20 protein-coding genes and 1 tRNA gene are annotated in these 22,013 nt (G+C 70.7%); 6 read left to right on the plus strand and 15 right to left on the minus strand.

Annotated features, from left to right (window positions below):
- The first annotated feature begins 19 nt into the window (after positions 1-19).
- Positions 20-1,906, plus strand: coding sequence for an MFS transporter (locus J2S43_RS29545; RefSeq protein WP_306834774.1), 1,887 nt, complete (start codon positions 20-22; stop codon positions 1,904-1,906).
- A 50-nt stretch (positions 1,907-1,956) separates the two neighbouring features.
- On the opposite strand, the gene thrC is transcribed toward J2S43_RS29545, so the two are convergent.
- On the minus strand, positions 1,957-3,006 hold the full coding sequence (gene thrC / locus J2S43_RS29550; protein ID WP_306834777.1) for a threonine synthase: 1,050 nt from the start codon (positions 3,004-3,006) through the stop codon (positions 1,957-1,959).
- Positions 3,007-3,252: 246 nt separating this feature from the next.
- Between thrC and J2S43_RS29555 the strand changes: the two genes are divergently transcribed.
- Both J2S43_RS29555 and J2S43_RS29560 read left to right on the plus strand, forming a co-directional pair.
- Positions 3,253-3,771, plus strand: coding sequence for a hypothetical protein (locus J2S43_RS29555; RefSeq protein ID WP_306834779.1), 519 nt, complete (start codon positions 3,253-3,255; stop codon positions 3,769-3,771).
- A 165-nt stretch (positions 3,772-3,936) separates the two neighbouring features.
- A complete protein-coding gene (locus tag J2S43_RS29560) occupies positions 3,937-4,482 on the plus strand; it encodes a hypothetical protein (RefSeq protein WP_306834782.1) in 546 nt (181 codons plus the stop codon).
- A 430-nt stretch (positions 4,483-4,912) separates the two neighbouring features.
- Here the strand turns inward: J2S43_RS29560 and J2S43_RS29565 are convergent, their stop codons facing one another.
- From J2S43_RS29565 to argS, 3 genes are read right to left on the minus strand one after another with little or no spacing between them, the layout of a single operon-like run.
- On the minus strand, positions 4,913-6,220 hold the full coding sequence (locus J2S43_RS29565; protein ID WP_306834784.1) for a homoserine dehydrogenase: 1,308 nt from the start codon (positions 6,218-6,220) through the stop codon (positions 4,913-4,915).
- Positions 6,217-7,569: a diaminopimelate decarboxylase gene (gene lysA, locus J2S43_RS29570; protein ID WP_306834786.1), complete on the minus strand. Its 1,353-nt coding sequence runs from the start codon at positions 7,567-7,569 to the stop codon at positions 6,217-6,219. The genes J2S43_RS29565 and lysA overlap by 4 nt, the downstream gene beginning before the upstream one ends.
- A 3-nt stretch (positions 7,570-7,572) precedes the next feature.
- Positions 7,573-9,240, minus strand: a complete 1,668-nt coding sequence (gene argS, locus J2S43_RS29575; RefSeq protein ID WP_306834788.1) for an arginine--tRNA ligase — start codon at positions 9,238-9,240, stop codon at positions 7,573-7,575.
- A gap of 106 nt (positions 9,241-9,346) precedes the next feature.
- On the opposite strand from argS, the gene J2S43_RS29580 reads away from it, so the two are divergent.
- From J2S43_RS29580 to J2S43_RS29590, 3 genes are all read left to right on the plus strand, one after another.
- Entirely contained in the window at positions 9,347-10,120 is a 774-nt protein-coding gene (locus J2S43_RS29580; RefSeq protein ID WP_306834790.1) for a thioredoxin-like domain-containing protein, read from the plus strand.
- 8 nt (positions 10,121-10,128) lie between these two features.
- A complete protein-coding gene (locus J2S43_RS29585; protein ID WP_306834792.1) occupies positions 10,129-10,788 on the plus strand; it encodes a DUF305 domain-containing protein in 660 nt (219 codons plus the stop codon).
- A 153-nt stretch (positions 10,789-10,941) separates the two neighbouring features.
- Positions 10,942-11,013, plus strand: a tRNA-Arg gene (locus tag J2S43_RS29590).
- Positions 11,014-11,097: 84 nt separating this feature from the next.
- Here the strand turns inward: J2S43_RS29590 and J2S43_RS29595 are convergent.
- The 11 genes from J2S43_RS29595 to J2S43_RS29645 all read right to left on the minus strand — a co-directional run bounded on the left by J2S43_RS29595 (position 11,098) and on the right by J2S43_RS29645 (position 21,979).
- Positions 11,098-12,537 (minus strand): tyrosine-type recombinase/integrase, encoded by a 1,440-nt coding sequence (locus J2S43_RS29595; protein ID WP_306834794.1) that lies wholly within the window; start codon positions 12,535-12,537, stop codon positions 11,098-11,100.
- On the minus strand, positions 12,537-12,728 hold the full coding sequence (locus tag J2S43_RS29600) for a helix-turn-helix transcriptional regulator (protein ID WP_306834796.1): 192 nt from the start codon (positions 12,726-12,728) through the stop codon (positions 12,537-12,539). Before J2S43_RS29600 ends, J2S43_RS29595 begins: the two co-directional genes overlap by 1 nt.
- A 474-nt stretch (positions 12,729-13,202) precedes the next feature.
- Positions 13,203-14,798 carry a hypothetical protein gene (locus tag J2S43_RS29605; RefSeq protein WP_306834798.1) on the minus strand — a complete coding sequence of 532 codons (1,596 nt, stop codon included), beginning with the start codon at positions 14,796-14,798 and terminating at the stop codon, positions 13,203-13,205.
- 70 nt (positions 14,799-14,868) lie between these two features.
- Positions 14,869-15,999 (minus strand): bifunctional DNA primase/polymerase, encoded by a 1,131-nt coding sequence (locus J2S43_RS29610; RefSeq protein WP_306834801.1) that lies wholly within the window; start codon positions 15,997-15,999, stop codon positions 14,869-14,871.
- Positions 16,000-16,003: 4 nt separating this feature from the next.
- On the minus strand, positions 16,004-16,525 hold the full coding sequence (locus J2S43_RS29615; RefSeq protein ID WP_306834804.1) for a hypothetical protein: 522 nt from the start codon (positions 16,523-16,525) through the stop codon (positions 16,004-16,006).
- A 35-nt stretch (positions 16,526-16,560) separates the two neighbouring features.
- Positions 16,561-18,201: a DNA cytosine methyltransferase gene (locus J2S43_RS29620; RefSeq protein ID WP_306834806.1), complete on the minus strand. Its 1,641-nt coding sequence runs from the start codon at positions 18,199-18,201 to the stop codon at positions 16,561-16,563.
- A complete protein-coding gene (locus J2S43_RS29625; protein WP_306834807.1) occupies positions 18,195-18,512 on the minus strand; it encodes a hypothetical protein in 318 nt (105 codons plus the stop codon). Before J2S43_RS29625 ends, J2S43_RS29620 begins: the two co-directional genes overlap by 7 nt.
- A complete protein-coding gene (locus tag J2S43_RS29630) occupies positions 18,509-18,862 on the minus strand; it encodes a hypothetical protein (RefSeq protein WP_306834809.1) in 354 nt (117 codons plus the stop codon). The genes J2S43_RS29625 and J2S43_RS29630 overlap by 4 nt, the downstream gene beginning before the upstream one ends.
- An 18-nt stretch (positions 18,863-18,880) precedes the next feature.
- On the minus strand, positions 18,881-19,201 hold the full coding sequence (locus J2S43_RS29635; protein ID WP_306834811.1) for a hypothetical protein: 321 nt from the start codon (positions 19,199-19,201) through the stop codon (positions 18,881-18,883).
- A 147-nt stretch (positions 19,202-19,348) separates the two neighbouring features.
- Positions 19,349-21,475, minus strand: coding sequence for an FtsK/SpoIIIE domain-containing protein (locus tag J2S43_RS29640; RefSeq protein ID WP_306834813.1), 2,127 nt, complete (start codon positions 21,473-21,475; stop codon positions 19,349-19,351).
- A gap of 96 nt (positions 21,476-21,571) precedes the next feature.
- On the minus strand, positions 21,572-21,979 hold the full coding sequence (locus J2S43_RS29645) for a hypothetical protein (protein ID WP_306834815.1): 408 nt from the start codon (positions 21,977-21,979) through the stop codon (positions 21,572-21,574).
- Positions 21,980-22,013 lie beyond the last annotated feature (34 nt).

The following is a 22,013-nucleotide window of genomic DNA, read 5'->3' on the forward strand; positions in this document are numbered from 1 at the left end:
GTCCACATAGCCTGTAGGCATGGCCCGCCGCACGCTCACGCTCTGCGCGCTGCTCGGCGTGCCGTTGCTGGTCGGCACGAACCAGACCTGGCACGGCCCGGCACTGCGCGACCTCGCCACCGAGATCGGCGGGCCGACCCGGTCCGCCTGGATCATCTCCGCGTCGCTGCTCGCCGCGATCACGGCGGCGCCGCTGGCCGGCCGGCTCGGTGACCGTTACGGGCCGAAGCCGCTGCTCCAGGCCGGCCTGCTGATGACGGCCATGGGTGCGGCGCTGGCCGGGCAGGCCGGCACGATCCGCACGCTGATCTGGGCTCAGGTGGTCTACGGCGTCGGCGCCGGCACCTCGCTGGTCCTCACGCACGCGCTCACCACGCGGACGGCCCGGGTCGAGCAGCGAGCGCCGTTCCAGAACGCGTTCGGCGTCACCTACGCGGTCGCCGGCATCCTCGGGCCGATCCCCGGCGGGCTGCTGGCCGGCGCGCTGTCCTGGCGCTGGCTGTTCCACGTGACGGCCGGGACCTCGCTCGTGCTGCTGGTCGTGGTCACGCTCACCGTGTCCGCCGTGCACACCGCGGAGCGCGCGCCGCTGGACCTGGCCGGGATCACGCTGATGGCGCTGATCGGCGCGGGCGTGCTGATCGCGGTGTTCTGGGCCGGCTCGCCCGAACGTGGCCTGCCCTGGTCGCTCGGCGCGGCCGGCGGGACCGCGCTGTGCATCGTCGCCTTCGTCCGGGTGGAGCGCAGGGCAGCGGTGCCGGTGCTGCCACCGGAGCTGTTCACCGGCCCGGTCTTCCCGACCGCGTCCATGATCGGTCTGCTCGGCGGCGCCGCGCTCTTCGTGACCGTGGCGAGCCTGCCTCCGTACCTGCAGCTGGCCCGCGGCGGCACCCCGGCCACGTCCGGCCTGGCGCTGCTGCCGCTCTCCGCCGGAATGCTCTCCTCCGTGGTCGCCGGGCAGATGGCGGTGGCCCGAATCGGCCGTTACCGCATGCTGACGCTGACCGGCAGCCTGCTGACCGTGGTCGGCCTGCTGATCCTGGGGTGGATGGAGGCGACCACGCCGCTCGCGGTGATCCTGCTGGCCACGCTGCTGATCGGGCTCGGCCTCGGGCTGGTCTTCCCGCTCGTGCAACTGGCGGTGCAGAACGCCACGGACGCGCGGCTGGTGGGCGTGGCCACGTTCGCCAACCTCTACTTCCGCTGGTTCGGCGGCGCGGTCGGGCCGGTGTTGTTCGCCGCGATCGTGGCCGGCTCGCTGCCGCCGCAGCTGTCCGACGCGCGCGTGATGAGCACGCCGCAGACGCCCGAGGGCATGGCGCTCTACCTGCGCGTCTACACCGACGGCGTGCACACCGGATTCCACACGCTGGCGGTGCTGCTCGGCGTGGCCGTGGTGCTGTCCTGGCTGCTGGCCGAGGTTCCGCTGCGGGTGACCACGCCGGTGCTGACGGCGGAGATGTTCGGCATGGCACCGGCCACGCGCCCGGTCGACGAGCTGGAGCGGGTGCTCGCCGCGCTGGCGCTGCGCGAGGACGCGGAACGCCTCTACGGCGAGCTGGCCGCACGCGCCCGGACCGGCGTCGGACCGGGCGCGACCTGGCTGCTCGGCCGGATCGGCCGGAAGGGAACGCTGCGGTTGGACGGGCTCCCGGCGCACCGGCTGCTGCAACCGGACCGGGTGGCCGGCTGGCTGGCCGAGCTGCGGCAGGCCGGGTTCGTCGCGGGCGAGCACGACCTGGCGCTGACCCCGGACGGCGACGCGGTCTGGCAGCGGCTGGCCGAGGCCCGCACCGAGACGCTGGCCCGGCTGCTGGACGGCTGGCACCCGGACATGAGCCCGGAGGTCGTGGCCCGCCTCCGCCACCTGGCCCGCGACATGCTCGCCGGCCCCTCCCCCCGCTAACACCGCCACTCCCCCGGGCAACGCCCGCGGGGCAACGCCCAAGATCGAGGTCAGGCCAGCTCCAGCGACCTCGCGGCGGCGAGCACATCGTTCGGGATCGTGGTCGGGGACGGCGCGGTGGAGATCGCCCACTCCGGGTCCTTGAGGCCGTGGCCGGTGACCGTGCAGACCACGGTGGAGCCGGCCGGGACCTTGCCCGCCTCGGCCTGCTGCAACAGACCCGCCACGCTGGCCGCGCTGCCCAGCTCCACGAACACGCCGACCGTCCGGGCCAGCAACCGGTACGCCGTGAGGATCTCCCGGTCCGTGACGGCCGCGATCAGGCCGCCGGACGTGTCCCGCGCGTCGACCGCCTTGGTCCAGCTGGCCGGGTTGCCGATCCGGATCGCGGTGGCGATCGTGGACGGCTCGCGCACGGCCTCGCCGTTCACGATCGGCGCGGCGCCGGACGCCTGGAAGCCGAACATCCGCGGCGTCCGGGTGGCGTTGCCCGCGGTCTCGTCCTCCTGATAACCCATCCAGTACGCGCTGATGTTGCCGGCGTTGCCGACCGGCAGGCAGTGGATGTCCGGCGCGTCGCCGAGCGCCTCGACGATCTCGAACGCCGCGGTCTTCTGGCCCTGCAACCGGTCCGGGTTCACGGAGTTGACCAGCGCCACCGGGTAGTCCAGCGACAGCTTCGAGGCGAGCGCGAGGCAGTCGTCGAAGTTGCCGGAGACCTGCAGCAGCTTGGCGCCGTGCACCAGCGCCTGGCCCAGCTTGCCGAGCGCGATCTTGCCCTGCGGCACCAGCACCGCGCAGGTGATGCCGGCCCGCGCCGCGTAGGCCGCGGCGGACGCGCTGGTGTTGCCGGTGGACGCGCAGATGATCGCCTTGGCGCCGTCCTCGACCGCGCGGGAGACCGCCATCGTCATGCCGCGGTCCTTGAAGGACCCGGTCGGGTTCGCGCCCTCGACCTTGAGGTAGACGTCGGCGCCCGTGCGCGTGGACAGCTCCGGCGCCGGGACCAGGGGCGTGTTCCCCTCGTGCAGGGTGATCACCGGTGTCTTCTCGCTGACCGGCAGGCGGTCCCGGTACGCCTCGATCAAGCCACGCCACATGATGCTCTCCTCGGTCGGCATTCGCCCCTAGCCTGCCCTACCCGGGCGCGCGCGGTCGAGGACACACCGGGCGGTACCCACCTGGCGGGACATGACGCGCCTGTGCGGGTGACTTGGTGCCGGGCTGACCGGTATCGGCACCCGTGGCACTTTTCCGGGATGTCCGGTGCCGAGCCCGTCGGGCATATTTCTCTCAGCGCCGGGGGCGCCACACAGACTTCCGAAGAACCGGCAAGGAGCAGAGACATGAGCGGCGACTTCACCGACGTCGAGACCGGCACGACCGACCTGGACGCGGGCATCGAGCCCGGCGCGTCGGAGGCCGCTCCGCTGCACGACAGCTTCCTGACGGACGCGGGCGCCCCGCAGATCGTCGAGATCGACATGGACGGCGACACCGTCACGCACATCGACGGCGACGGCGACGGCGTGGCCGACGTCTCCCGGGTCGACATGGACGGCGACGGCCACACCGAGATGTCCTACCTGGACTCCGACGGCGACGGCAGGCAGGAGACGGCCGGGATCGACACCGACGGCAACGGCTGGCTCGACCGCGCGGAGGCCGACACCGACGGCGACGGCGTGACCGACACCGTGGCCGTCGACACCGACGAGGACGGCCTGATCGACGAGCTGGAGATCGACGAGAACGGCGACGGCGCCGCCGACTACACGATCACCGACAACGACCTCGACGGTACGTTCGACGAGCTCGCCATCCCGCTGGCCGGCGCGCCGGCCAGCCCGTACGCGGCGGCCTGATTCTCCCCCGGCATTCTCCCCGCGGCACGCTGAACCGCGCGGTGGCGGCACCCGTAACTGTGATCAGTGCTGGCGCCCGCTTGGTATTTCCGGTGAACAGTCACCTCTGGCACATTCTCCCCGCGCCGGCCGGCGCGGCACACATCGTCATCGAAGGGTAGAGACATGAGCGAGGACTTCAGCGACACCGACACCACCACCACGGACGAGGCTCCGGTGGAGTTCGAGACCGTCTCGCTGAACGACGAGCTGGCGGCGCCGACCGAGTACGAGACCGCGCTCACCGACACGGACACGGCCGGTAACACGTACACGTACATCGACACGGACGGTGACGGCGCGACGGACTACTCCAGCCTGGACGAGAACGGCGACGGCGTCGCGGAGGCGGTCTGGGCCGACACCGACGGCGACGGGATCAACGACACCGCGGCGGCCGACACCGACGGCGACGGGCTGCTCGACTACGCCGAGGCCGACGTCGACGGCGACGGCGTGACCGACGGCATCGCCACGGACGCCAACGCGGACGGCCTGGTCGACGTGCTGGAGATCGACGAGGACGGCGACGGCGTGGCCGACTACACGATCACCGACGCCGACTTCAACGGCACGCTGGAGTCGGTCACCGCCGACGGCACCACGGTCAACCTGGAGGACGGCTCCACCGCCGGCGCCCCCACCACGGCTAACCCCTACTCCGCCGCCTGACCCACCTGATCGCCCGCTGGGGGCGGCGGATCCTCGATCCGCCGCCCCCAGCGGCGTTGACGGCCCTGCCGGCGAGTCAGCGGCGTTGACGGCCCCCGCGGGTCTCGCGTGGGTAACCACCCACCAACTGACAGGGAGGCCGCCCGCGGCCGACCGGTGCCCGCGGGAGCACTCGGAAAGTGCCCCCGCCGGAAGCGGGAAAATCAGTCTTCGAGGTTTATTCAGCTCAGTCTTCGAGGCTTGTTCGGCGCGGTGAACCGGCACCGCGTTGCCGCGTCGGGCGGTGCAACGAGGGCGGCGCTGAATGAGCCTCTTCGATCGAGGGTTATTCAGCACGTTACGCGCCGACAGCGCTGGCCTACGTCGACGTGGCGTCGGCTCGCCCCGCTGAATAAGCCTCACTGTCTCCGCCGAAGGGAAGGTCAGTCCCCTACATATCGCCCTCGACGCGCAGGACGCTGGCGATGCTGCGGACGATGTCCAGGTTGCGCAGCTCGTCGACGGTGGCGGCCAGGGCGGCGTCGCGCGCGGTGTGCGTGACGATGACCAGGCTGGCCTCGTCGCCGTGCCCGGCCTGGCGGACCGTGGCGATCGAGACGTCGTGCTTGGCGAAGACGCCCGCGACCTGCGAGAGCACGCCCGCGCGGTCGGCCACGTCGAGACTGACGTGGTAGCGCGTGATCGCGTCGCCCATCGGCCGGACCGAGAGCTTGGCGTAGGCGGACTCGCTCGGCGCCCACGTGCCGGCCAGCCGGTTGCGGGACACCGCGACCACGTCGCCGAGCACCGCGCTCGCGGTCGGCGTGCCGCCCGCGCCCGCGCCGTAGAACATCAGCTGACCGGCCGCCTCGGCCTCGACGAAGACCGCGTTGTAGGCGCCGCCGACGCTCGCCAGCGGGTGGCTGCGCGGGATCATCGCCGGGTGCACGCGAACGCTGACCGACTCGCCGCCCTGCGCGTCGACGTTCCGGGCCGCGATGCAGAGCAGCTTGATCGTGCTGCCCATGTCGCGCGCGCTCGCCACGTCCGCCGCGGTGACCTCGGTGATGCCCTCACGGTAGACGTCGGCCGCGGTGACCCGGGTGTGGAACGCCAGCGACGCCAGGATCGCGGCCTTCGCGCCGGCGTCGAAGCCCTCCACGTCCGCGGTCGGGTCGGCCTCCGCGTAGCCGAGCGCGGTCGCCTCCTCCAGCGCCTCGCCGAAGCCGGCGCCGGTGGTGTCCATCGAGCTCAGGATGAAGTTGGTGGTGCCGTTCACGATGCCGGTGACGCGGTTGATCCGGTCACCGTGCAGCGACTCGCGCAGCGGGCGGAGCAGCGGGATCGCGCCGGCCACCGCGGCCTCGTAGTAGAGGTCGGCACCGCCCTCCGCGGCCGCGTCGTGCAGCGCGCCACCGTCCTCGGCCAGCAGCGCCTTGTTGGCCGTGACCACGCTCTTGCCCGCGCGCAGCGCCTCGACCAGCCACGTTCGCGCGGGCTCGATCCCGCCGACGACCTCGATCACCACGTCGACGTCGTCGCGCTTGATCAGGCCGAGCGCGTCGGTCGTGAAGATCGACGGGTCGACCGGCAGGTCACCACGGTCGCGGCCGATCCGCCGCACGGCGATGCCGACGATCTCGAGCGGCGCGCCGATCCGGGCCGTGAGGTCGCCGGCCTGGTCGTGCAGCAGTCGGACCACCTCGGCGCCGACCGTGCCACAGCCGAGCAGGGCCACGCGAACAGCTGGTTTCGTCATCCCACATCCAATGCGAGCAGATCCGCTTCCGTCTCCCGCCGCACGATGACGCGCGCCGCACCGTCCCGGACCGCGATCACCGGCGGGCGCGGCACATGGTTGTAGTTACTGGCCATGCTGCGGCAATACGCGCCCGTGCCCGGAACGGCAACAAGATCTCCGGGCTGTACGTCGGCGGGCAGGAATTCATCCTTCACCACGATGTCCCCGGACTCACAGTGCTTTCCCACCACCCGGGCCAGGATCGGGTGTGAGTCACTTCTCCGTGAGGCGACCGTGGCACTGTACGAGGCGTCGTAGAGCGCGGTCCGGATGTTGTCGCTCATCCCGCCGTCGACGCTGACGTAGGTGCGCATCTCGAGTTCCTTGACCGTGCCGACCTCGTAGAGCGTGAACATCGCCGGGCCGACGATCGCGCGGCCGGGCTCGATCGAGACGTGCGGCTTCACCAGCTGCTGCGCCTCGCACTCGTCCTCGACGATCTTGCGCATGCGCTCGGCCAGGTCCTTCGGCGCGGACGGGTCGTCCTGGGTGGTGTAGGCGATGCCGAAACCACCGCCCAGGTCCAGCTCCGGCAGGTCCACGTCCCGCGCCTTCTTGATCTCGGCGACGAGTTCCAGCACCCGGCGCGCGGCCAGCTCGAAGCCACTGGTGTCGAAGATCTGGCTTCCGATGTGCGAGTGGAAGCCTCTCAGGTCCAGTCTCGCCTCGTCCAAGATCTTCAAGGCCGCACGGTACGCGGTGCCGCCCGCGATGGAGAAGCCGAACTTCTGGTCCTCGTGGGCGGTCGCGATGAACTCGTGCGTGTGCGCCTCCACGCCGGGGGTGACCCGGATCAGGACCTTCTGGGTCCTTCCGTGCCTCTCGGCGATTGCGCTCAGCCGGTCGATCTCGTGGACGGAGTCGACGATGATGCGGCCGACCCCGGCCTCGACCGCGCGTTCCAGCTCCGCGACCGACTTGTTGTTGCCGTGGAAGCCGATCCGTGCCGGGTCCATGCCCGCCGCGAGCGCGGTAGCCAGCTCACCGCCGGAGCAGACGTCCAGGTGGAGGCCCTCCTCCGCGATGATCTTCACGACCGCCTTGCAGAGGAACGCCTTGCCGGCGTAGTAGACGTCCGCGTCGTGGAACGCGTCCCGGAACTCGCGGCAGCGGGCCCGCATGTCGTCCTCGTCCAGGACGAACGCGGGCGTGCCGAAGTCTTGTTTCAGCTGCTCCACCGTGATGCCGGCGATCTCGACCACGCCGTCGGTGCCGCGGGCGACATGCCGCGGCCAGAGCTGCGGGAGCAGCGCGTTGACGTCGGCGGGCGTGCGCAGCCACTCGGGACTGGTGATGTGCGCGCGCATGCCTTACATCCTCTCCGGGGCGGAGACGCCGAGCAGGGACAATCCGTTGGAGATCACCGTTCGGGTGGCGTCGTTCAGCCAGAGACGCGCCCGGTGCAGCTCGGTGAACTCCTCGTCACCCTGCGGCAGCACCCGCTGGATCTTCCCGTCGATCTTGTTGTCCCAGAACCGGTGGTAGTCGCCTGCCACCTTCTCCAGGTAGCGCGCGACCTGGTGCGGCTCGCGCAGCTCGGCCGCGGACGCCACCACCGCGGGGAACTCGGCGAGCGTCTTCAGCAGGTCCAGCTCCCGGTCCAGCACGAGCAGCTCGGGCTTGAAGCCGGTCGCGTCGCCGCGCGTGTGGCCGGCCTCGGCCGCATTCCGGCCGATGCTCGCGGTGCGGGCCGCGACGTACTGCACGTAGTAGACCGGGTTCTCCGACTTCGCGCTGGTCCACAGCTCCACGTCGATGTCGATCGGGGAGTCGGAGGAGTAGCGGGCCAGCGCGTACCGCGAGGCGTCCACGCCGATCGCGTCGACCAGGTCCTCCAGCGTCACGACCGTACCGGCGCGCTTGGACATGCGGACCGGGGCGCCGTCGCGGACCAGGTTGACCAGCTGGCCGATCAGGATCTCCAGGTTGACCTTCGGGTCGTCGCCGAAGCAGGCGGCCATCGCCTTCATCCGGCCGACGTAGCCGTGGTGGTCGGCACCCAGCATCAGCACGGCCTTGTCGAAGCCACGCTCGCGCTTGTTCAGGTAGTAGGCGCAGTCCGCGGCGAAGTAGGTCCAGTCGCCGTCGGACTTGCGCAGCACGCGGTCCTTGTCGTCGCCGAAGTCGGTGGTGCGCAGCCAGACCGCGCCGTCCCGCTCGTACGTGTGACCCTGCGCGGTGAGCCGGTCCAGCGCGTGCTGCAGCGCACCCTGGTCGTGCAGGTCCTTCTCGTTGAAGTACGTGTCGAAGTGCACACCGAAGTCGGTCAGGCTCTTCTTGATCTCGGCGAACATCAGCTCCACGCCGTACCGCCGGAATTGCTCCTTGCTCTTCAGCGCTTCGGGGTGGTCCTTCAGCACGGCCTGCGCGATCTCGGAGATGTAGGCGCCGCCGTAGCCGTCCTCCGGCGCGGGCTCACCGTTCGCGGCCGCGAGCAGCGAGTTCGCGAAGCGGTCGATCTGCGAGCCGGCGTCGTTGAAGTAGTACTCCGTGCCGACGTCCGCGCCGGTCGCGCGCAGCAGCCGGGCCAGCGCGTCACCGACCGCGGCCCACCGGACACCGCCGATGTGCACCGGGCCGGTCGGGTTCGCCGAGACGAACTCCAGATTGATCCGCTGCTTGGCGAGCTTGTCGCTCCTGCCGTAGTCCTCGCCCTGGGTGACGATCAGCCGCGCCAGCTCACCGGCCGCGGCCGCGTCCAGCCGGATGTTCAGGAAGCCCGGGCCGGCGATCTCGACGCTCCTGATGCCCGGCTGCCGCTGGAGCTGATCCACCAGCGCCTGGGCCAGCTCGCGCGGCGGCACCCCGGCCTTCTTCGCCACCTGCATCGCGATCGTCGATGCGTAGTCGCCGTGCTCCGGCACACGGGGTCGCTCGACCGAGATCGACGCGGGGAGCAGGGACGGGTCCAGGCCCTTGGCCGCGAACACGGCCCGGGCTGCGGCGAGGACGACCTCGGAGAGCGCTGCGGGAGTCACCGAGCCATGCTATCGGGGGTAGACTCGGGAACTTGGTGGCGGCCCGGCTACTCGTATGTCTGGGGCGAGCACCGTCCCCCGAGACCGATCGACCTGACGAGGCATGATGAGCATCAGCACGCAGGGTGGCCCCGAGCGCCGGCCCTCCGTCGTTAAGCCGGCTGCCGGCGCCAAGCCGACCTCCCCCGGGGGCGGCAAGCCTTCGCGCTCCGGCGGCGGCAAGGGCCCGCGCAAACCGATCACCCCGGTCAAGGTCGCGCAGCAGCGCAGTTGGGGCCCGATCCTGATGTTCGTGGCCGTCGGCGCCCTCGCGGTCGGCATAATCGGGTACGGCGCCTTCGCCGTGATCAAGGGCAGCGAGTCCTGGGAGGACCGCGCCGCGGGCATCGACGGCATCACCAACTACCGCGAGACCGACCCCGGCATGCTGACGGCCAACCACAAGACCGGCCCGCAGACCTACAAGACCACACCGCCGGTCGGCGGCGACCACAACGCCGCCTGGCAGAACTGCATGGGCGACGTCTACGACGCTCCGATCGCGAACGAGCACGCGGTGCACAGCATGGAGCACGGCGCGGTCTGGATCACGTACAAGACCGGGCTCCCGCAGGACCAGATCGACACGCTCGCGTCCAAGGTCCGGGGCAACGAGTTCATGCTGATGAGCCCGATCGACGGCCTCTCCAACAACATCTCCGTGCAGGCCTGGGGCTACCAGCTGAAGGTCGACACCGCGGACGACGACCGCATCGACTCGTTCATCCGCGCACTGCGCATCAACGCCACCCAGGAGCCCAACGCCGGCTGCTCCTCCGGCGTCACCGCCACCGGCACCACGCCGCGCGACCTCGGCAACGGCACGCAGCAGGGAAGCTGACCCCTTTCATGAGCTCCGCCACCACCTCTTCCGAGCCGTCCACGGACGGCTCGGAAGAGCCCGCCCCCCGGCGTGGTCCCGGCACCCTCTGGCTCGCGCTGGCGATCGTGGTCGGCCTGACCCTCGGGTACGCGGCCGGCCTGCTCACCCCGACCGTCACCGCCCCCGGCGACGACTCGGTCGAGGCCGGCTTCGTCCGCGACATGTCCACCCACCACGCCCAGGCCGTGGAAATGGCCATGATCATGCACACCAAGGCCCAGGACGACCAGGTGGCCTCGCTCGCCGCCGACATCGCCATCACCCAGCAGGGCCAGATCGGCACCATGAGCGCCTGGCTGCGCGACTGGAACCTCAACCCCACCGGCGAGCAGCCCCGGATGGCGTGGATGCCCAACTCGCAGGGCAGCCTGACGAACGGCCTGATGCCCGGCATGGCCACCCCGGAACAGCTCACCCAACTGCGTTCCGCTACCGGCGTCGAGGCCGAGAGGCTGTTCCTGGATCTGATGCTCACGCACCACCTCGGCGGCATCCACATGGCCGAGGAGGTGGTCGACCTGAGCGACAACGAGGACATCGACTGGCTGGCCGGCACGATGGTCGCCAGCCAACAACGCGAGATCCAGGCCATCCAGGTCATAAAGACCGAGCTGCCCGCCAACTGAGCGGCTCCTCAAGCTCCACCCAGAGCGGCCCCGCCTCACGGCCGGGCCGCTCTGCCACTTCCCGGCCCACGCCCCCGCGTCACGTCCCGGCGCCACCCCGGATACCGATTCGCTGTGCGTCCCAGGGGTTTGCTAGTCTCTAGGAGTCCTTGAGCCCCCGTAGCTCAGGGGATAGAGCGTCGCCCTCCGGAGGCGAAAGCGCAGGTTCGAATCCTGCCGGGGGCACATTTCACCACCAGGACTTTCGGGCCACTGAGCAGCGCAAACGCTGTCAGTGGCCTTACTCGTCTGTCCGGCTGTATCCGGCCGTCAACGGCCCTCTACGGTGATCTGTACCGAGGACGTACCGACGCCCGGTACGGCGGGCCGCCCGCCGAAGCCCGCCTCCATCCGCCGGCGCAGCTCCTCCTGTCCCCCGTCGAGGCACGCAGCGTAGGTGCGCCACATCACCTCGGGGGACTGACCGGCCCACTCCGCCACCTGGGCGGGCGAGATCCCAGCGTTAAGATTCGTCGAGACGAACGCGTGCCGCAGGTCGTACGGCGTCTCAGCCAACGGCGAGGCGTAGATCTCCGGTGTGAACGCCGATCGCCGGGCCTGCCGCCAAATCCGGTTGATCGTCAGGATCGGCAGTTCCTCCTTGTTGCGCTCCCCCACGAACAGCCGGCCGCCGGGGCCGAGGCCGAATTCACCAATGTGCCATCGGATGATCGCGGTGAGGGTGGGCGGGCAGGGCACCCGGCGGACCTCGCCAATGGCCCGCTGCTTAAGCTGCCGCCGATCACGATTCTTGCCGGAATCGGTCCACGCCTTCCCGGCGTGTGGTTCTGCTCTCTCCAGCACGAATTCGCCCCACTCGTCGTCGCGGTCAGGCACCCGGAAATTACGGGGGACCTCGATACCGACCGCCTCTTCCGGACGTAGACCAGCGTAGTAAAGGCATGAATAGAAAGCGACCATGCGGGGGCCAATTCGTCCCTGTTGGTGCACCGACGCAAAGAGGGTGCGGGCCTGCATCGGATTCGCCACGCGGCGGCGGTCGATCCCGCTGCTCGCCGCTCGGGGAGGCGTCCACTTTAGATCAGGCCACGGATTCTCGGAAAGAGCATTGATCTCGGCACCGTATTCGAGCATTCCCGTGAAGATCTTCCGGCGACGAGTAACGACGACCGGCGAACCCGGCTTGCCGTCCAACCGGAGGGTCAGCCCATCAAGGACGGCGCGAAGCACCTTGGGGTCGGTCAGGTCGGACGCGGGCCGGGTGTTGCGTTCGACCCATGCGAGGGCGCGTCGAATCTCCTCCGGCTGGTCCTCGGATTTGCGCGCGGTCGCGTTGAAGGCCCATCGGCGTAGCGCGGTGCGGATAAGCCGGTCATCGGGCTTTCCGTTGGTGCGCTTGAACAGCATCGGCAGGACGGCGGTCAGCGCCTCGGCGTTGGTCTTGCGCGTCATCGCTGCGGCCCTGGGCCACTTGAGATCGATGTACTTGCACGCGAGGTCGTAGCAGGTGATGTCCTGCATTTCGCGGCTCATCGAGATGGGCTTGCCGGTGGCCACGTCAAACGCCTCGCCTTTCCGGGCCGCCGAAATGAGGTCGGCCCGGTAGCTAACGGCGAGAGCTTTCTGCTTGAAGGGCCGTTTCTTGAGCGGCAGCTTTCCGGCGACCTTCCATTGAACCCAATAGGTGGTAGTGGTCTTCCCCTTATAGACGTCAATCTCGTAGATGCGGACGTCGTACGTCAGCGGCATTAAGCGGCCCTTTCTTCGAGCGCGTCCAGCCAGCGCTCATACTCGGTGCGGCGAATTCGAAGCTCACCATTGGGCAGCTTGATGCATCGAGGCGCCCGATCCTTCGTGCGCCAGTCATAGAAGGTGGATCGTCCGATACCGACCTCTTCACAGAACTCGACAACGGTCAAGTGCGCACGGCTGGTAGCCACGGCCTACCTCCTGGATGGGCAACGGGCCGTGCAGAGCGGCCCTATGCGCCCGTTCTGCACGCGAGGGTGTTAGGGGGACCACGTTCGTCCCTCATCGTCAGAGCGCCTTAGAACGGGTAGCCAGAGCGCCGTAGAGACAAGATCTGCAATGGGTTGGTGTGAAGGGATACAGCAGAACGGCACAGTGGCTCTCAGCGGGTCGCCCTAGTCGCGGGGTTCTGGCGGGTCAGAGCGGCTGAAACACCTCCGCACCTCCGCACCGGCATGGCTGGCCTGCTGTTTCATGCTGCGGAGGAGGCGAAAACCTACCTCCGCACTCCTCCGCACCTCCGCATGATCTTGCACGTTTTCCTAATGCGGAGGTGCGGAGGTGCGCAGTGTGCAAGTTTTTGGTTCCTCCGCAGAAGTTGTTGCAGGTAGATGGCTGTTTGTTCGGCTGTTGCGGAGGTGCGGAGGTGTTTCAGCGTTTTTTGGTCAGGTGGCGTTGCGTTCGACCTTGAACATGGCGCGGTCGCCGCGGTCGCTGAGGCGTTTGCGGATGACGTAGTCGCCGCGCCAGCGTCCGGCCTGGCCGGTGAGCATCTTGCCGAGGTGGTTCGGGTTCGGCAGCCGGCCGCTGTTAGTGGTGATGAACTGGCCGTCCCACCGGTCAAGGTGCATGCCGTTGAGCAGGTCCGGTTCGCCGTCCGCGCGGAGTTCGGCTGCGGTCAGCTCCTTGTCGCCGTGCCGGTCGTGCCAGCAGGTGAGAAAGCCGCGCCAGCGGGTCTCGTCCTCGTCGACGTCCCGGACCGCGGCCATGTTGGTCAGGAAGCCGTCGATGCCGTGGTGGGCGAGCAGCCCGCCGAGCGCTTGCGCCCAGGGGGTGAACTGGCGCATGGCGAGCCCGGCGGCCCGGTTCGCGCCGGCGCGGGTCCAGTCGAGGACCAGCACGAGCAGGTGCCGCATGACGGTCATCTGGTTCGCGGGCTGGGTGATCCACTGGTCGAGGGCGGGGATCCCGAACTTGCTCTGGTCGCGGTTCTCCGGCCTCGGCATGTCCGGGTCGAGGTGCACGCGGACGGTCCGGCTCGCCATGTCCCCGCCGACCTGGAGGTTGTTGCCGGTGCACAGCCACAGCCGGTCGTTGACGGTGGAGGCGCTACGGGAGGTGCCGAGCGGCCGGTCGGACCACACGCCGGTGGTGACCAGCGCGGCCAAGGTCGCCGAGTCGATGACCGTTCCTTCGGGGAGGTTGTCCCAGATGACCACGCCGACCTGGTCGGTGAACACGGCGGTGATCTGCTTGCGCAGCTCCTCCTCGGCGTCCGCCCAGATCAGCACCTTCTGGCCGTAGAGCATCCCCGGCCCACCTGTCAAGATCGTCTTGCCGGATGCGGGCATGGTCGCGTCGATCAGCGCGAACGGGGTCAAGGACCGCGTGTACGGCCGCAGGATCGGCGTGGCCAGCAGCGCGATGTAGTTGGCCCGGTCCGCGTCCGATGCCCACGGGAAGTCCCGCAGGAACCGATCGAGCAGGAAGCTACGGGCCTCGGCCACCTGCTCGGCGGTGGGCTGCTCCGGCACCGGCGGCAGGTCCACCCGCGAGGCCAGGAACAGGCCGGTCGCCGGGTCGTAGCCGGGGGTCTGCAACAGGGTGCCGTCCCGGCGCAGTACCGGCGCCCCGATGATGCCGCGCAGCGGCGGAACCTGCGGCCAGGTCTTGGAGGCCAGCACCGACGCCAGCGTGGACTGCGACGGCGTGCACTCCTCCTCGTAGGGCTCCAGGGATCCGTCCTCCTTCTTCCGGAACTTGACCCGGTAGACGTAGACGTGCTTCGCCAGCAGACCGGCGGTGGTCGCCGGGTTGAGTACCGTGGCCGCGATCGGGAGCGGCGCGTCCTCGTCGGCGGCCACGCTGGCGAGCCCACCCGAGACCTGCTCGGTGTGGACCAGGTCGCCACCGGCGACGTAGGTGTCCGGCAGCACCCCGTCGGTGAAGGCTGCCGACAGCGCCCGGATCGTCTCCGGGCCGCCGCCCACCTTCACCCGGGGCATCACTTCCGTGCGTTCACCGTCATCGACGTTGGCCATTCGGCAGCACTCCTTTCCTGTTCACAGCACGTGCAGCACGAAATATGGCTATAAATGGGGCGTGTCGGGTTCAGGCGGCCGGAAGGACCCGCGGGCGCTGTGCCCCGGCCCGGAAGCCGGAACGGACAGTCCGCCGTGCGGCACCCTCGGGATGGCCGTACGCGACCGCGGCAGCGACGAGCATGTCCTCGGTGGCGACCGCGTCTAAGGCCCCGCCGGCTACCAGCTGACCGAGCGAGATCGACGCGTTGAACAGGGTGGTGTTCAGCGTCTGATCGTTGCGCCGCCCGGCCTCGGCGATCAGGTCGAGGCTGGCCTGTTGCGCCTTAGCCAGGTACGCGCCAGCCCGGCCGCCGCGCACCGGCACGGCAACCGGCTGCTGCGGCGGCAGCGGCCGGGGCGCCAGCCGGCCAGCCAGCCAGCCCGGCAACGCCGCCGGGGTGCGGTCGTTGACCACCGTGTACCGGCCCGGCCCGACCCGGGATCCCGCAGCGGCGACGAGCCCGCCGTGGGCGCGGGTGTCGATGAGCCAGCCGAGCCCGCCGCCGCGCGCCCCCGTCGTGTTCCGCAGCTGCGTCCCGGCCGGGTGCTCGAAGTAGAGGTGCAGTCCGCCGGAGGCGGTCCGCACGGTGTACGTGTCGTCCGGGAACGGCCGCCCGGCCTGGTCGGCCAGCCGGCGCAGCACATCCTCGCCGCACCGCGCCTCGGAGCCTGCCCATTCGGCGGGGATCTCCCGGCCCGGTTTCATTCCGTCCAGGTCGATGACGACCAGGCCGGACGGCCCGCACGCGATGCCGACGTTGTACGGGCGTGCCGACCAGGCGCGGGCGATCCGGTCCGGGTCGCCGGTGGCGCGGTCGGCCCACGTGACGTGCCGTTCGGCGCGTCGGCAGCGTGGATCGCGGCCGTCGCATGCGGCGGCATCGTGGTTCGGGGCCGCCGGCCACTTGGTGCCCGGCCGGAGCGGGAAGACGTGCCAGCCGCGCTCGGCAGCGGCCCGCGCGGCGGCCAGGAGGGCAGGATCGGGCATGTTGTCGGTCTCCTCAGGCGGTGACTTCGACGGCGGGTCGGGACGTCCCGCGAGCGCGGCCGGGGTGTGCAGCAGACAGCGGGGACCCTGCAAATACGTGCGCACCGCGCTGGGCCAGCCGCAGTACGTGCGCGTCGCGCCGTCCCAGTGGCCGCAGCTCGCGGGCCACACGGCGTTAGTCCGCGCTGTCGATGGAGGCCTTGCTGCTCGGTTCCGTCGACGACCCGTGACCAGCCGCGTCGACCTCGCTGGCGTCGTGCCAGTCGTGATCGCAGTACGCCGGGCCGTCGCCTTCGTCGATGACGCCGCGGTCGCCCACGACGGTGCTCCCGCAGTGCGGGCATCCGATGGCGGTAGTGCCTGCCTTGAGAGGAGCGGAGCGCGGCACCCACCGCCCGCGGTGCCACTCCGGGCTTCCGGCACGTGCGCCGGCGGGCGGCTCGTAAGTGGCGAGGTTGACCAGTTGGCGCCAGTAGTAGTGCCGACCCTGGTGGCGGAAGAGCTCCGGTTCGACGCTGCGCAGCCAGCGGGCGATGATGACGCGGCCGATCCGCTCGGCCAGCTCTCCCGCCGTGCCGTCCTCGTAGCTGTCGGCCGGGTTGGCCTGCGAGAGACTCCACAGCATCGCGAGATGGCTGTCGGAGTAGGTATCCAGCCGGTTGGGGTCGAACTCGATCGTGATCGCGGTGGTGGCCATCGGGCTGTCCTTCCGGTCGGTTGTCGTGGGCAGGATCAGGCAGCGAGGTCGTAGACGTCGCCGGTGATGGCCTCGGCGAGCGCGGCGACCAGGTCGCGGGCGGCGGGCGGGGTGACGGCGTTGCCGAGCATGCGGACCTTGTCCCGCTTGGAGGTGCCGAGCAGCACGTAGCCGGGCGTGAACGCCATCCCGGCGCGGATCTCATCGACGGTCAGCATGCGGAACGTGCAGTCGTCCACGTCGGGCGCGGCGCCGAGCAGGGCGTCACCGGCGATGGTGGTCTGCGCGGGCAGCGGGACCGCGACCGGCCGCAGGGTGCCGGTGTCGTAGCCGTACACGGCGTGCCCGAGCCCGATCAAGGACTGGTGCCCGGCGGTGGTCAGCGCCCGCATCGGCTCGCCGACCGGGGTGGACAGGTATCCGCTGTCACCGCGGACGGTGTTGTGCCGCATGAGCAGCCCTTGGTGGGTGCCGGCCGCGGCGAACGCCAGCAGCGGTGAGATGGCGGCGGGTTTGGCGACGCCGTTGTTGCGCAGCGGGATCACGAGGGCGTTCTCCGCGCGTGCGGTCTGCGCGCGCATCGGCTCGCCCACGTGCCGGGCCTGTTTGCCGTCCCGGCCCTCGACCGGGACGAGCATCGGCGGGACGCAGACGGCCTCGGTCTCCCGGGTCGTGCGCGCCCTCATCGGCGCGTCCACGGGCTGCGCGGTGTCGTTCCAGCCGCCGCCGGACGGCACGAGCAACGGTGGGCAACCTGCCGTCTGCGCCGCGCTCGCGCTCCGGGCGCCGTCCGGCCGCGCGTACCGGCGTAGCCCGGCCTCGATCCGGGCACGGGTCTTCGGCTTCAGCGGCTCTGTCCGGTCACCGATCCGCCCGCCGGGCGTGTCCAAGTCGATCGCGGCCACGGCGGGCAGTGCGTAGGGGTGGACCGCCGTGCCCCGGCAGCCGGTGCGCGGGCAGCGGTAGAAGTACTGCTGCCCGTAGCGCATCGTGCGCGGCGTTCCGGGCTGCTTGTCGACGTAGACACCGGCCACGTCGGTGCCGCAGGACGGGCACCACGCACGCGGCCGGGTCCACTTGGCGAAGTCCGGCTGCCGGTACTGCCGCCGCCAGAAGCAGAAGTAGACGCGATCGCGCAGCTGCGGGGCACCCGGACCGTAGGCGGCGGCGAACGCACTGTTGAGGACCACGATCCGGTAGGCGTAGCCGAGGTTGACCATGCGAGCCAGCCAGATGCCGAGGTGTTCCCACTTCAGCACGTCGGTGACGTTCTCGACGATCACCGCCCGGTACCGGTGAACCTCGGCGAACCTCGGCACGTCCTGCATCAGCATCCGGGAGCGCAGTGCGGCCTCGTCCGGCTCCGGCTCGTCGTCGCCGTCGTCGAACAGCGACGGCTGGACGGGCTTGCCGTCGTAGTCGACCTTCTTGCCCTTGGCCACCGACCAGTTCGTGCACTCCGGGGAGAACCAGCCGATGTCCGTGCGCGGATGCCGCCGCGGGTCGATCCGGGTGATGTCCTCCCGGTCGTGGTCGGCGTCCGGGAAGTTCGCGTTGTGCGTGTCGACGGCCAGCTGCCAGTGGTTGGAGGCCATGACCACCCGCACACCGGGCACTTGGTGCATGCCGGTGGACGAGCCACCGGCACCGCAGAAATAGTCCGCCACGGTCAGCATGCGGCGTCCTCCTGCTCGGCGACCTGGTCGGCGATGCGTTCGACGGCGCGGTACAGCTCGTCGCGCCGGATCTCGGAGGCGTCGCGGAACACGAGCGGGAACAGCGGTTCGCCGTCGTCGTCGTGGTCGACCGGGCCGGCGCCGGTGACGCAGATGTCCCATTCGTTCGGGCCGCACTGTCCGGCGACGTAGCCGTCCACCCATGGCCACGTGTCCCGGCCGGCGTGCTGTTGGCGGTCGGTGAGCGGGAAGCGGACCTTGACGTCCGCCTCGTCGGGGAACCGGCCGTCGTTGGGGTCGTAGAGGTTCATGCCGCGGCACCGAACCGGCTGGACCACAGGTCATCCTCGTTGGTGATGATCGTGACCGGGCTGACCGAGGCCTGCCCGCGGGAGTCGGCATCGCTCGCGGCGGCCTGCTCGCGCGCCATGCGGCGCATGGTGCGTTCCAGCGCGATGCGGGTGCCCTCGTCGAGCATGGCGAGATCGGTCGCGTCGAGTCCGTCGCGGATCATCCGCTCGCGGCGGGCTTCGAACAGCTGCGGGAGGTCGGGGTGGCTGTAGCGGACGCGTCCGCCGGGCAGGCGCTCTTCGGTGAGTGCGCCCCGCCGGTCGGTGGCGTCGGTGCGGTAGGTGGCGAGGCCGATCAGGTGACGCAGCATGGGGTTCTCCCTCGAAGGTCAGCGGGCAGCGCGGCGCAGGCGGGTGAGGTGGTTGTGGAGGCGGCGGCCGATGCGCAGCCGCAGGCCGGTGCCGCGGCAGCGCGGGCAGTCGGCCGCGCCGCGCGGGGCGCGGGCGCGGACCGGCCGGTGGCCGCGGAGACGGTCGCGTACCGGCCGGGGTGCGCTGGTGCCGGTGCCGTCGCAGCGACCACAGCGTGTGAACGGCTTGACCCAGCAGGCGAGCGCGTAACCCGCAGTAGCGAATACGGCAATTCCGGCAAATAGGATCACGGACATTTCGGGCGCGTTTGTGCTGGTGGCGGCCAGGATGAGGGTCATTCAGGCGCTCCAGGAGGGGTTCACGGCGGGTAGCCGGGGTGTGCGGCTACCTCTACCGGTGGATGTTGACGCTGGTGGTGCCGGTGGCGGGGCGGGTAACGGCCTTGCTACTTGCCGCCGGTGTGCTACTCGCCCCGCCGCCGGATCTCAGTCGGAGTCGCCGGCGCGTTCGTCGATCGCGGTGACGAGCTGCGCGCGGTAGACGCCCCGCCGTACCTCACCGGATACCTTCACGTTGCGTGACTCCAGGCCGAGACCGCGGACCATGGCCGAGAGCGCGTCGGCGGTCATGGCCGAGTACACCTGCGGGTGCCGGTCGGCCAGCCGGGCGGCGAGGGTGTCCCAGTGCTGGCCGCTCTCGTCGGCCTCCAGGACACCGAGCACGTCGGCGAGCACGTCGCGGGCCTCGTCCATCTCGACGTCGGCGACCGCGCCGCCGCGCAGCCGCAGCGCCCGCGCGCAGATCTGCTCGACCGCGGCCCGGTCGAGGTAGGCGGCCCGGACGGTGGTCAGCGGCCCGTAGCCGACCCGGACACCCCAGCCGGCGTCCACGCCGATCTCGAAGTGGTTCGGGCGGGCGCCCTGGTTGTAGGCGCCGGTGCCGAGCGCGAGGTCGACCTCGGTGTGGCTGGGCACCGCCAGGCAGGTCCGCAGGGCGATGTTGCTGGTGACGCCCTTGGGCAGGGAATCCTTGTCGATGCGCTGGGTCTGGATGAGCAGGTGGATACCCAACGCCCGGCCCCGCTTGACGATGCTGGTCATCGCCGCCGCCGCGGCCTTGCCGAGTTCCGGGTCGGTGATGAGTTCCTGCACCTCGTCGATCGAGGCGAGGATCGGCCGCAGCCGCGCGTCCCGCTGCGCGATGGCCCGGTTGAGCTTGTTCTCGGTGTTGAGACCCTGGGTGGCGTACCGCTTGATCAGCGGCCCGCGGGTGTCGCACTCCTTCAGCAGCCACATCAGCATCTGGTAGGCGCGCTGCTTGGTGCCGTCGTCGGCACCGGAGCCGAACAACGCCGGCGCGCACAGCGGCTCGAACGCGTCGAAGTCACCACGCCCGGCGAGGTCGAACACCGCGAACGTGACCAGCGGATCCAGGGCGCCGCCGGACATCACCACCCGCGCGGACAGGCTCTTGCCGGACCCGGGGAACCCGGCGAACAGGCTGTTGCGCTCGTCGAGGCGGTACATGACCGGCCGCATCCGCGGGTCGAACCCGTAGACGAACGGCGTGAAGTAGTCGGTGGTGCCGTCCTTGAGCAGCGGCCACGCGGGCTGCTTCATCGCCGAGACCGGCCGGTCGGCCACCCACAGCGCCAGCCGCCCGGGGTGCTCACGCGGCATCACCTCCGGCCACACCTGATCCATCGGCAGCCGCAGCCCACCGGCGAGCTTCTCCCGCCGCTCGACCACATCCACCGCGATCACACCGTCCGGCAGGTCCGCGATCGCCAGGTAACCGGGTCCGTCCCGGCGGATCTCCCCACCGGCCGCGAACGTGATGTCCTCCGGCCGCTTGACCAGGCCGGTAGCCATGATCCCCTTACGGGTCAGCTCCGCGGTCAGCTTCCGGTACCGGGCGCGCACGATGGTGCGCTCCAGGATCGGGGCGTCCAGCGGCCGGCCGTAGCGGGCCAGGCCCAGCAGCGCGGCCCCGGCGACCGGTACCCGGACCCACCACGGCAGCAGATCCGTGGCCAGTACCACCCCGCCGGTCCCGGCGCCGGCGGTGCCGAACCCGGTGATCCACCATCGCCACGCCGTCAGCCGCATTCGGTGCCGGTCCAGCTCCAGGAACGTCCGGGAGTCGTTGCGGTTGGCCGCGTCCTGCCGCAGCGACCAGTTGCCGTCCTCGGCCGTCGTCCAGGTCAGGACCCGCCCGGCGAGCCGGTACGCGCCCTGAGGGGCGTACCAGGCGACTTTGCCCGCGTAGACCGGCAGCCGGACCGTGTGCACTGCGGCGAGGTAGGCGGCCTCACCGCCCCACCGGCGGACCTGGGCGTGCAGGTGCGCGCGGCTGGTCAGCCACGACGGCAGCACCGGCACCCGCGCCGGGGCGCCGGTGTCCAGCAGCGCCGCCCCCGGCGGGTCGATCACCTCACCGGTCAGGACCGCATCCGCTGCGACCGTCTCCGCGTCCGCGATGTCGGCGGCGACCAGCCCGGCCGCCGCCGCGTCCCGGGCCTCGCGCCGCTGCGCGAGATCGACGATCCGCGCGGTGGCCTCATCCACGCCCGACCCCGCGGGCCGGGCGCCGTTCACCGTCTCATTGCTCATCGGTGGGTTCCTCCCGAACCGTCAGCCGCCGGGGTTGGGGCAGCCAGGCATACCCGGACACCCACCCGGCGTCCCGCCCTCCGGCGGCTGTGTGGATCACGCTTCGTCTTCGTCGAATCGGTGCCAGGGCCAGAACGTCACCGGTTCCCGGTCCGCCCCGGCGGCCGGGACCGGCCTGTTGCGGTCCGGGTCGTGCCCGGGTCCGGACCGGATGGCCTCGAACGTCGCCGTCGCCCGGCGCAGCCGGTAGACCGCGGCCCGGCCGCGCAGCTGCTCGGCGTGGTCCGCCCCGAGCACGTCCCGCAGCGCCGGGCTGTCGGCCGCGCGGGCGGCCCGGTCGAGTTCGCGGCTGATGTCCAGGCACACGGCCGCGCGGATCGCCGGATCGTCGGTGCGGGCCAGCCGGTCCACCAGCCGGGCCGCGTCACGCCGGTGCCGCTCGTAGACGGTCAGCCACCGGCCGTCGCCGTGCAGGCGGACCTTGAGACGCTGCCAAGGGGTCACGGCGACCACCGCGGGCGCCGTGAGGGGATAGTTG

Source organism: Catenuloplanes nepalensis, from assembly GCF_030811575.1.
Lineage (GTDB): Bacteria > Actinomycetota > Actinomycetes > Mycobacteriales > Micromonosporaceae > Catenuloplanes > Catenuloplanes nepalensis.

What these genes read in the sequence shown, in the direction of transcription:
- J2S43_RS29545 (WP_306834774.1), top strand. Translation starts at nt 20, where the DNA reads ATGGCCCGCCGCACGCTCACGCTCTGCGCGCTGCTCGGCGTGCCGTTG.
- J2S43_RS29640 (WP_306834813.1), bottom strand. Translation starts at nt 21,475, where the DNA reads ATGAGCAATGAGACGGTGAACGGCGCCCGGCCCGCGGGGTCGGGCGTG.
- J2S43_RS29580 (WP_306834790.1), top strand. Translation starts at nt 9,347, where the DNA reads ATGAGCATCAGCACGCAGGGTGGCCCCGAGCGCCGGCCCTCCGTCGTT.
- J2S43_RS29560 (WP_306834782.1), top strand. Translation starts at nt 3,937, where the DNA reads ATGAGCGAGGACTTCAGCGACACCGACACCACCACCACGGACGAGGCT.
- lysA (WP_306834786.1), bottom strand. Translation starts at nt 7,569, where the DNA reads ATGCGCGCGCACATCACCAGTCCCGAGTGGCTGCGCACGCCCGCCGAC.
- J2S43_RS29625 (WP_306834807.1), bottom strand. Translation starts at nt 18,512, where the DNA reads ATGAACCTCTACGACCCCAACGACGGCCGGTTCCCCGACGAGGCGGAC.
- J2S43_RS29620 (WP_306834806.1), bottom strand. Translation starts at nt 18,201, where the DNA reads ATGCTGACCGTGGCGGACTATTTCTGCGGTGCCGGTGGCTCGTCCACC.
- J2S43_RS29585 (WP_306834792.1), top strand. Translation starts at nt 10,129, where the DNA reads ATGAGCTCCGCCACCACCTCTTCCGAGCCGTCCACGGACGGCTCGGAA.
- J2S43_RS29595 (WP_306834794.1), bottom strand. Translation starts at nt 12,537, where the DNA reads ATGCCGCTGACGTACGACGTCCGCATCTACGAGATTGACGTCTATAAG.
- J2S43_RS29565 (WP_306834784.1), bottom strand. Translation starts at nt 6,220, where the DNA reads ATGACGAAACCAGCTGTTCGCGTGGCCCTGCTCGGCTGTGGCACGGTC.
- J2S43_RS29615 (WP_306834804.1), bottom strand. Translation starts at nt 16,525, where the DNA reads ATGGCCACCACCGCGATCACGATCGAGTTCGACCCCAACCGGCTGGAT.
- J2S43_RS29555 (WP_306834779.1), top strand. Translation starts at nt 3,253, where the DNA reads ATGAGCGGCGACTTCACCGACGTCGAGACCGGCACGACCGACCTGGAC.
- thrC (WP_306834777.1), bottom strand. Translation starts at nt 3,006, where the DNA reads ATGTGGCGTGGCTTGATCGAGGCGTACCGGGACCGCCTGCCGGTCAGC.
- J2S43_RS29630 (WP_306834809.1), bottom strand. Translation starts at nt 18,862, where the DNA reads ATGCTGCGTCACCTGATCGGCCTCGCCACCTACCGCACCGACGCCACC.
- J2S43_RS29605 (WP_306834798.1), bottom strand. Translation starts at nt 14,798, where the DNA reads ATGGCCAACGTCGATGACGGTGAACGCACGGAAGTGATGCCCCGGGTG.
- J2S43_RS29635 (WP_306834811.1), bottom strand. Translation starts at nt 19,201, where the DNA reads ATGACCCTCATCCTGGCCGCCACCAGCACAAACGCGCCCGAAATGTCC.